The 7,749-nt window shown below is 66.0% G+C and carries 8 protein-coding genes; 2 read left to right on the forward strand and 6 right to left on the reverse strand.

Annotation, left to right across the window (positions count from 1 at the left end):
• Positions 1-161: 161 nt before the first annotated feature.
• Together CI41S_RS28630 and CI41S_RS28635 are read right to left on the reverse strand one after the other, a co-directional pair.
• Positions 162-1,187 carry an amidohydrolase family protein gene (locus tag CI41S_RS28630; RefSeq protein WP_139862615.1) on the reverse strand — a complete coding sequence of 342 codons (1,026 nt, stop codon included), beginning with the start codon at positions 1,185-1,187 and terminating at the stop codon, positions 162-164.
• Positions 1,188-1,203: 16 nt separating this feature from the next.
• Positions 1,204-2,532: an MFS transporter gene (locus CI41S_RS28635; RefSeq protein WP_139862616.1), complete on the reverse strand. Its 1,329-nt coding sequence runs from the start codon at positions 2,530-2,532 to the stop codon at positions 1,204-1,206.
• A 241-nt stretch (positions 2,533-2,773) separates the two neighbouring features.
• On the opposite strand from CI41S_RS28635, the gene CI41S_RS28640 reads away from it, so the two are divergent.
• Positions 2,774-3,709 (forward strand): LysR family transcriptional regulator, encoded by a 936-nt coding sequence (locus CI41S_RS28640; RefSeq protein WP_139862617.1) that lies wholly within the window; start codon positions 2,774-2,776, stop codon positions 3,707-3,709.
• Here CI41S_RS28640 and CI41S_RS28645 read toward each other — a convergent pair whose 3' ends face one another.
• From CI41S_RS28645 to CI41S_RS28655, 3 genes are all read right to left on the reverse strand, one after another.
• Positions 3,710-4,420, reverse strand: a complete 711-nt coding sequence (locus CI41S_RS28645; protein ID WP_139862618.1) for a type 1 glutamine amidotransferase — start codon at positions 4,418-4,420, stop codon at positions 3,710-3,712.
• Between the two features lie 85 nt (positions 4,421-4,505).
• Positions 4,506-5,438 carry a hypothetical protein gene (locus tag CI41S_RS28650; protein WP_139862619.1) on the reverse strand — a complete coding sequence of 311 codons (933 nt, stop codon included), beginning with the start codon at positions 5,436-5,438 and terminating at the stop codon, positions 4,506-4,508.
• A 256-nt stretch (positions 5,439-5,694) separates the two neighbouring features.
• Positions 5,695-6,168 carry an Lrp/AsnC family transcriptional regulator gene (locus CI41S_RS28655; RefSeq protein ID WP_244626722.1) on the reverse strand — a complete coding sequence of 158 codons (474 nt, stop codon included), beginning with the start codon at positions 6,166-6,168 and terminating at the stop codon, positions 5,695-5,697.
• 141 nt (positions 6,169-6,309) lie between these two features.
• Here CI41S_RS28655 and ald point away from each other — a divergent pair, with 141 nt between their 5' ends.
• Positions 6,310-7,425: an alanine dehydrogenase gene (ald, locus tag CI41S_RS28660; protein ID WP_139862620.1), complete on the forward strand. Its 1,116-nt coding sequence runs from the start codon at positions 6,310-6,312 to the stop codon at positions 7,423-7,425.
• A 46-nt stretch (positions 7,426-7,471) separates the two neighbouring features.
• Here the strand turns inward: ald and CI41S_RS28665 are convergent.
• Positions 7,472-7,749 (reverse strand): ISAs1 family transposase (locus CI41S_RS28665; RefSeq protein ID WP_172628226.1); only part of this gene is annotated, 278 nt, incomplete at its 5' end.

Here is a 7,749-nt window from a genome sequence, read left to right on the forward strand (position 1 = left end):
CCCTCTCCCGCTTGCGGGGGAGGGTCGGGGTGGGGCTCTCTCCACCAATCATATCGTGGAGAAAGCCCCCACCCGGATCGCATCTTGCGATGCGATCCGACCTCCCCCGCAAGCGGGAGAGGTGAACGAGCCTGCGGCCGGATCGATGCAATCGGTCTTCTCTAATGCGCGCGGCGGTCGAGATGGGCGTTGAGGCGGGGATAGACGCGGCGGGCGTTGCCTTCGAAGATCTTGGCCTTGTCCTCGGCGCTCAGCGGCAAGGCGTCGATATAGCGGCGGGTGTCGTCGAAGTGATGGCCGGTCTCGGGATCGATGCCGCGGACGGCGCCGACCATCTCGGAGGCGAACAGGATGTTCTCGACCGGGATCACCCGGGTCAAGAGCTCGATGCCGGGGAGGTGATAGACGCAGGTGTCGAAGTACACGTTCTTGAGCAGATGCTCCGACAGCGGCGGCAGCTTCATGTCTTGCGCGAGGCCACGGTAGCGGCCCCAGTGATAGGGCACCGCGCCGCCGCCATGCGGGATGATGAAGCGGAGCGTCGGGAAGCGCTTGAACAGATCGGAGGTCAGAAACTGCATGAAGGCGGTGGTGTCGCCGTTCAGGTAATGCGCGCCGGTGCCGTGAAAACAGGGATTGCAGGACGAGGAGACGTGGACCATTGCCGGCACGTCGAGCTCGACCATCTTCTCATAGAGCGGAAACCACCACTCGTCGGTCAGCGGCGGATCGCACCAGTAGCCGCCGGCCGGATCGGGGTTGAGGTTGCAGCCGACGAAGCCGAGCTGGGTGACGCAGCGCTCCAGCTCGGCGATGCAGTTTTTCGGCTGCACGCCGGGGCTCTGCGGCAGCTGGCAGACCGGCACGAAATTGTTCGGAAACAGCGTGCAGACCCGGTGCACCATGTCGTTGCAGATCGTGGTCCATTCCACGCTGGTGGCTTCCTTGCCGACGTGATGCGCCATGCCGGCGGCGCGCGGCGAGAAGATGGTGACGTCGGTGCCGCGCTCCTTCTGCAGCTTGAGCTGCGCGCCCTGCACGCTGTCGCGAATCTCGTCGTCGCTGATGCCGAGATTGGTGGTGAGCGGGCGACGGCTCTTGTCGGCGAGGCCGGCGAGCTGCTTGTCGCGGAACGCGTGCAGTTTTGGCGGCTCGGTGGTGTAGTGGCCGTGGCAGTCGATGATCATGATTGCACTCTCTCTTCTAATGCGTAGCGGATGACGGGATCGCGTGCGTCAGCTCCGCCTCGCGCGGCTTGACGCGCATGGTGGCGGCGATGGCGGAGGCGACGATCAGGAAGCCGGCGATTCCGACCAGCGCCCAGGAGAAGCTGCCGGTGGAATCCTTGATCAGGCCGATGCACCACGGGCCGATCAGCCCGCCGAACTGCGCGAGCGTGTTGACCATCGCGATCGAGGCGGCACCGGCCGCACCGGTCAACAGCGAGGCGTTGATGCTCCAGAACAACGGATTGCCGGCGTTCAGGCTGAAGCCGACGATGCAGAGGAACACGAACGCCAGCACCGGGCTGTGCACATAGGCGCTGCCGAGCATCGCGATCGCCGCCAGCAGATAGACGCCGGCAAGATGAAACTTGCGGTCGCCGGTCTTGTCCGAGCTGCGGCTGACCACGATGGTGCCTACGACGCCGAGCAGCGGCGGGATCGCCGAGAGAAACCCGACCTGGATGTTGCTGAGCTCGCCCATGCCCTTGATGATCTGCGGCAGCCACAGCAACAGGCCATAGATGCCGACCAGCGCGCAGCCGAAGAGAGCCGCCAGCAGCCAGACCCTGATATCGAGGACGCAGTCGATCACCCTGTGCTGCCCCTGTTGCTCGATCTCGGCCCGCTCGGCGGCGAGCTCGCCCTCCAGCCAGTCGGCCTGCTCTTTGCTGAGCCAGCTCGCCTTGGCCGGGCGGTCGGTCAGATAATAGAGCGTGAACAGGCCGAGCAGAATGGTGGGCACGCCCTCGGCGAGGAACATCCACTGCCAGCCATGCAGGCCGCCGGCGCCGTCGAACCAGGTCATGATGCTGGTTGAGATCGGCCCGCCCAGCACAGCCGAGAACGAGCCGGCGATGATGTAGCCGGCGACAGCTCGGGCGCGATAGCGCGACGGAAACCAGTAGGTCAGATAGAGCACGACGCCGGGCATGAAGCCGGCTTCCGCGACGCCGAGGCCGAACCGCATCACATAGAGGCCGAACGGATTCCAGACGAAGGCGGTCAGCGCCGCGACCAGCCCCCAGGTGATCAGGATGCGCGCGAGCCAGATTCGTGCGCCGAGCAGATGCAGCATGAGATTGCTCGGCACCTCCAGCACCATGTAGCCGAGGAAGAAGATGCTGGCCGCGAAGCCGAAGATCGCCGGGCTGAAGCCGAGATCCTGGTTCATGGTCAGCCCGGCGTAGCCGAGATTGATGCGGTCGAGATAGTTGAAGAACATCATCGCGAACAGGATCGGGATCAGCCGCCAGTAGACGCGGCGGATGGTCTGGCGCTCCAGGTCGCTGACGGCAGGTTGGGCCATTGTTTCCTCTCGTCTTGTCATTGTTGGCGCCGGCGGACCAAGGTTGGGGTTAGTCTCCGCCGCGAATTCGCATGGCAGACCGGCAGTGCGCGCTGCGCTCCAGCACCCGGTCGTGATGCATATTTCGCCTTCCCCCTTTGCTCCCCATGGAGCATCGGCATTTTGTCGCCAAGATCGGGAAACGGTCCGGGGAGGTCAAATACCGCTTTGACCCCTCACTTATAGGGAAACGGAATAAGCGATGGACTACCGGCAGCTTCGCTACTTCATCGCCGTCGCCGAGGAGCTGAGCTTCAGCCGCGCCGCAAAGCGTCTGCATGTCAGCCAGCCGCCGCTGAGCACGCAGATCAAGGCGATGGAGGAGGAACTCGGCACCCAGCTGCTGTCGCGGACGCGGCGCGCCGTCGAGCTGACCCAGGCCGGCCACTTGCTGCTCGAGCACGCGCGGCGCGCCGTCGGCGAGCTCGATCTCGCGTCGGAGACGGTGCGCCGGGCCGCGCGCGGCGAAGCCGGCGTGGTCCGCGTCGGTTTTACCGACTCGGTGCCGATGCTCGACATGTTCGCCGAACTGTTCCGCAGCTTCCGCGCCAGCTATCCGCGGGTGAAGATCGAGCTCAGGCACATGTCGACCGCAAAGCAGCTGCAGGCGATGGCCGATGCCGAGCTCGATGTCGCGATCATGCGGCCGCCGCTCGACTTCCGTCCCGCAGCCGACCTGCAGGTGCACGTGGTCTGGCGCGATCGGCTGATGGCGTTTCTGCCGCTGGATCATCCGCTCGCCGCCGCGCCGGGCAAATTGCAGATGGCCGATCTCGCCGACTACGAATTCGTCGGCATGGCCGAGAGCGGCTGCGGCGTCGGCGACCAGGCCGCGATGCTGTGCCGGCGCGCCGGCTTCGTGCCGCGCATTGCGCAGGAGGCGCATGAGCTGCGCACCGTGCTCAGTCTGGTGGCGGCGGGAATCGGGATCTCGGTGCTGCCGTCCTGCTATCAGCAGGCCGGCGTCATGAACGTCGTCGCCAAGACGTTGGATACGCCTGACGCCGAGAGCCGGATGCTGGTGGCGATGCGCTCCAGCGCCTCGCTGCTGCCGCGGCGTTTCGTCGAATGCGCGCTGCAGGCGGCGTCGCGCAGCGGGCCGCCGCTTGCGGCGGAGGTTGCCGCCGCCGGCCGCTGATCAGCCGCGCGGACGGGTCAGGAAACGCGTGATCACGCCGCCGAGTTTGGCGTGATCGAGCGGTTCGGCGAGCGAGGCCTTGGCTGAAACGACCTGCGCGTCGGGCGCGCGGCCGCGGTGCAGGTCGCACAGCGCGTCGGCATAGTCGATAGAAAATTCCGGATGCGGCTGCACCGACAGCGTGGTGCCGCCATCGTAAAGCAGTCCGGCATGCGGCGTGAAATCGGACGCCATGATGGTGCGCGCGGCGGCGGGCGGGGCGATCACCTGATCCTGATGCGAGCAGGCGACGGCGATCTCTTCGCCCGCGATCAGCCCGTTGTCTTGCGCCAGCCGGTAGACGTGACGTCCCATGCCCCAGCCCTTGTCGGATTTGCGCACCGTGCCGCCGAGCGCCTGCGCGATCAGCTGATGGCCGAAGCACACGCCGACCATCGGTGTGCGCCGGTCATGGGCCGCGCGCACGAGAGCTTCGAGCGGGGCGATCCAGTCGAATTCGTCATAGACGCCGGCCGGTGATCCCGTGATCAGGATCGCATCAAGGCTGGCGGGGTCCGGAAGTCGCTCGCCATTGGGAATGCTGACTGTGTCGCAGGCGATCGACCCATCGGCGGCGGCGACCATTCGCGCGAACATCTGCGGATAGCTGCCGTGGCGCGCGCGGAGCTGCGCATTGACGAGACCGGTTTCGATGATGGTGATGCGGGGCATGGACGGCCGGCGGATGAGCGGAGGACGGCCCCGCCTTTACTCCGAAAGCGCGTCCGGCCACAAGCCGCGCGCGGCGGCTATCCGATCAATTCCGCGGCGGCGCGGCCTGCTCGATCGTCGCGGTCTGCGGCGCTGCCGGCGTCGTGCTGACGATCGCCCGCTCGGTGCGGTAGCGCGGCAGCTGGTCCTCGAGCGAATAGCCGACGCACAGCGCAAGGCTCGACCACACCGCCATGCTGAAATACAGCGACATCCAGGCGATTTCCTCGCGCCATTCGGCGATGTCGTGGGTGACGACCCAGCGTGTGCTGACGTCGCGCAGGCCTTCGAGCGGGTGCAGCAGCGTGCCGCCGGCGGCGAGCTCGGCGCGCCAGCGGTTCAGATACATCGGCACGTCGACCGTCATCAGGAAGGCGAGATAGCCGGTGATGCCGATGATCGCGATGACGAACGCCCAGCGCACCGGACCGTGAAACTCCGGCAGCAGCCGGCACAGCGCGATGCCGACCAGGAAGAACACCACGGCCCAGATCGAATTCTCGATCGCGTTGCCGAGATAGTGCGTGGTCAGCACCGCATACCAGGAGAAGGCTTCCGCGATCAGGATCAGCGGCACGATGATCCATGCGATGTTCACCGTGGTCTCGGCGCCGGTCATGGTGCCGAGCTGATGCAGCACGATCGCCCATTGCGCGGCGAAGCAGACCTCGGCGACGGTGGCGACGGTTCGCCCGACCGCGACGCTCGACAGCCAGGTGTCGAACAGGCAGATGCGCTGCACGTCGGCGCGCGGCAGGATCGAGCGAAAGGCGCAGCCGAACACATAGGCCGCGCACAGCAGCAGCATCAGGCCGATGCCGGACGAGTTGCCCAGGCTGCCGCTGCTCTGCTCGTGGAACTGGCGGTACAGCACAAACCAGACCGCGATGTTGGCGGCGCTGACCAGCGTCAGCAGGCCCCACCACCTGACCACCGGATTGGACCAGGCCAGCGAAACCGGCCGTGCCTGACGCTTCATGCTCAATTCACCGCTCCGCGTGTTACCGAACCGACATTGATATGTAGCAATTCTGTCACAAATGTCCGCGAATCACGACTAAAAAATGCGTGTGGGAGCGGGGCGGGGGTGTGAGGTGCGGGGATGCGGGAGTAACGCATGACTCACGAGCGGCACCAAACCATTCAGTGTCGTCCCGGCTTTTCGCCGGCACGACGTGTCACAGAACTACGCTGACCGTCATCCTCATGAGGAGATGCGGCGAGGAGGCCCTGCCTCAGCCGCGCAGCGCGGTTTCCGGGATGGTGCGGCGGACCACTTCGCGCATCGCAAAACTGGAATGGATGCGGGCGACGCCCGGCATTCGCGACAGGTGCTGCTTGTGGATGCGCTCGAAGTCGGCGATGTCGCGCGCGATGACCTGCAGGTGATAATCGTCGCTGCCGGACATCAGGTGGCAGGAGACGACGTCGGGGCAGCGCGCGATCGCGGCCTCGAACGCCGCCAGATAATCCTCGCTCTGCTTCTCCAGCGTGATGGTGACGACGACTGTGGTCACGAGACCGAGCGCTGATGGTTCGAGATCGACGCGGTAGCCTCTGATGACGCCGGTCTCCTCGAGATGACGGATGCGTCGCGCGCAGGCGGTCGGCGACAGCCCGACCTTCTCCGCCAGCTCGATCTGGCTGGCGCGGGCATCCAGCACCAGCTCGGCCAGGATACGGAGATCGATGCGGTCGAGACCGTCCACGCAGCTTTCCTCTAAGAATGCCGTCAGGTGCGAAGGATATGAGCGTATTCGGCTGTGAGCAAGCCGGATTTCGCTGAGAAACGCCATGTGGTGAGGAATAGCCTCAACGTTAACGGGAGTGATTCATTTCAGGAGCGGACCATGCGCATCGGCGTGCCCAAGGAGATCAAGATCGAAGAGTATCGTGTCGGACTGACCCCGGCGTCGGTCCGCGAATATGTCGCGCATGGGCATGAGGTCGTGGTCCAGCGCGGCGCCGGCGAAGGCATCGGCGCCGGCGATGACGTCTACCGGCAGGCCGGCGCCAGCGTCGCCGACACCGCCGACGAGGTGTTTGCCACGGCCGACATGATCGTGAAGGTGAAGGAGCCGCAGCCGTCGGAATGGACACGCTTGCGCGAAGGCCAGATCCTCTTCACCTATCTGCATCTCGCGCCCGACGTGCCGCAGACCAAGGGCCTGCTCGCCTCCGGCTGCACCGCAGTCGCCTATGAGACCGTCACCGACGCGCATGGCGGGCTGCCGCTGCTGGCGCCGATGAGCGAGGTCGCCGGCCGGCTTGCGATCGAGGCCGCGGGCGCGGCGCTGCGCAAATCCGCCGACGGCATGGGCAAGCTGCTCGGCGGCGTGCCCGGCGTGCCGCCGGCCAGGGTCGCGATCATCGGCGGCGGCGTGGTCGGCACCCATGCGGCGCGGATGGCGGCCGGGCTCGGCAGCGACGTCACCATCCTCGACCGCTCATTGGCGCGGCTGCGCCTGCTCGACGATCTCTTCGCCGGGCGCGTCCGCACCCGCTTCGCCACGCTGGAGGCGATCGAGCAGGAAATCATCGCCGCCGATGTCGTGATCGGCGCGGTGCTGGTGCCCGGCGCCAGCGCACCAAAGCTCGTGTCGCGCGCGCAACTTTCCAGCATGAAGCGCCGCGCGGTGCTGGTCGATGTCGCGATCGACCAGGGCGGCTGCTTCGAAACCTCGAAGCCGACCACGCACCAGGCGCCGACCTATCTGGTCGACGACATCGTGCATTACTGCGTCGCCAACATGCCGGGCGCGGTGCCGGTGACGTCGAGCCACGCGCTCAACCACGCCACGCTGCCGTTCGGCCTGGCGCTGGCAGCGAAGGGCTTGCGCGCGCTGGTCGAGGACCCGCATCTGCGCGCCGGCCTCAACATCCATCGCGGCCGCATCACCAACCGCGCCGTCGCCGAGAGCCAGAACCTCGCCGTTGTGATGCCGGAGGAGGCACTGGCGTCGTGAGAGTCCCGATCTCGTGCGGGTCAAACCTCCCCTTGAAAAGGTAGGGCTATCGCATATGGGCGAGGGCGGAGAGAAGGAAGTCGTTGTTCCATCTGGCCTGGAGCATTTTGTGGCTGATGCGGGCTGGACCTGGCGTTGCCTGCAGGACATTGATGGCCAGCTTGCGGATGACGGCGAGATTTTCCGCGGCATGATCCTTGCGGCTGCGGCAGGCGTCCTCGTCGAATAGAACGTCGAGAACCCAGTGCAGGTTGTTCTCGATGCTCCAATGGGCGCGCACGACTTCGAGCAGTTTCCTGGCAGACAGCACGCGCGAGGCCAGAA

Origin of the sequence: Bradyrhizobium ivorense (genome assembly GCF_900696085.1) — a bacterium.
GTDB lineage: Bacteria > Pseudomonadota > Alphaproteobacteria > Rhizobiales > Xanthobacteraceae > Bradyrhizobium > Bradyrhizobium ivorense.

Excerpts from the sequence above, each read along its gene's own strand:
- CI41S_RS28630 (WP_139862615.1), bottom strand. The coding sequence starts at position 1,187 with ATGATCATCGACTGCCACGGCCACTACACCACCGAGCCGCCAAAACTG.
- CI41S_RS28635 (WP_139862616.1), bottom strand. The coding sequence starts at position 2,532 with ATGGCCCAACCTGCCGTCAGCGACCTGGAGCGCCAGACCATCCGCCGC.
- CI41S_RS28640 (WP_139862617.1), top strand. The coding sequence starts at position 2,774 with ATGGACTACCGGCAGCTTCGCTACTTCATCGCCGTCGCCGAGGAGCTG.
- CI41S_RS28645 (WP_139862618.1), bottom strand. The coding sequence starts at position 4,420 with ATGCCCCGCATCACCATCATCGAAACCGGTCTCGTCAATGCGCAGCTC.
- CI41S_RS28650 (WP_139862619.1), bottom strand. The coding sequence starts at position 5,438 with ATGAAGCGTCAGGCACGGCCGGTTTCGCTGGCCTGGTCCAATCCGGTG.
- ald (WP_139862620.1), top strand. The coding sequence starts at position 6,310 with ATGCGCATCGGCGTGCCCAAGGAGATCAAGATCGAAGAGTATCGTGTC.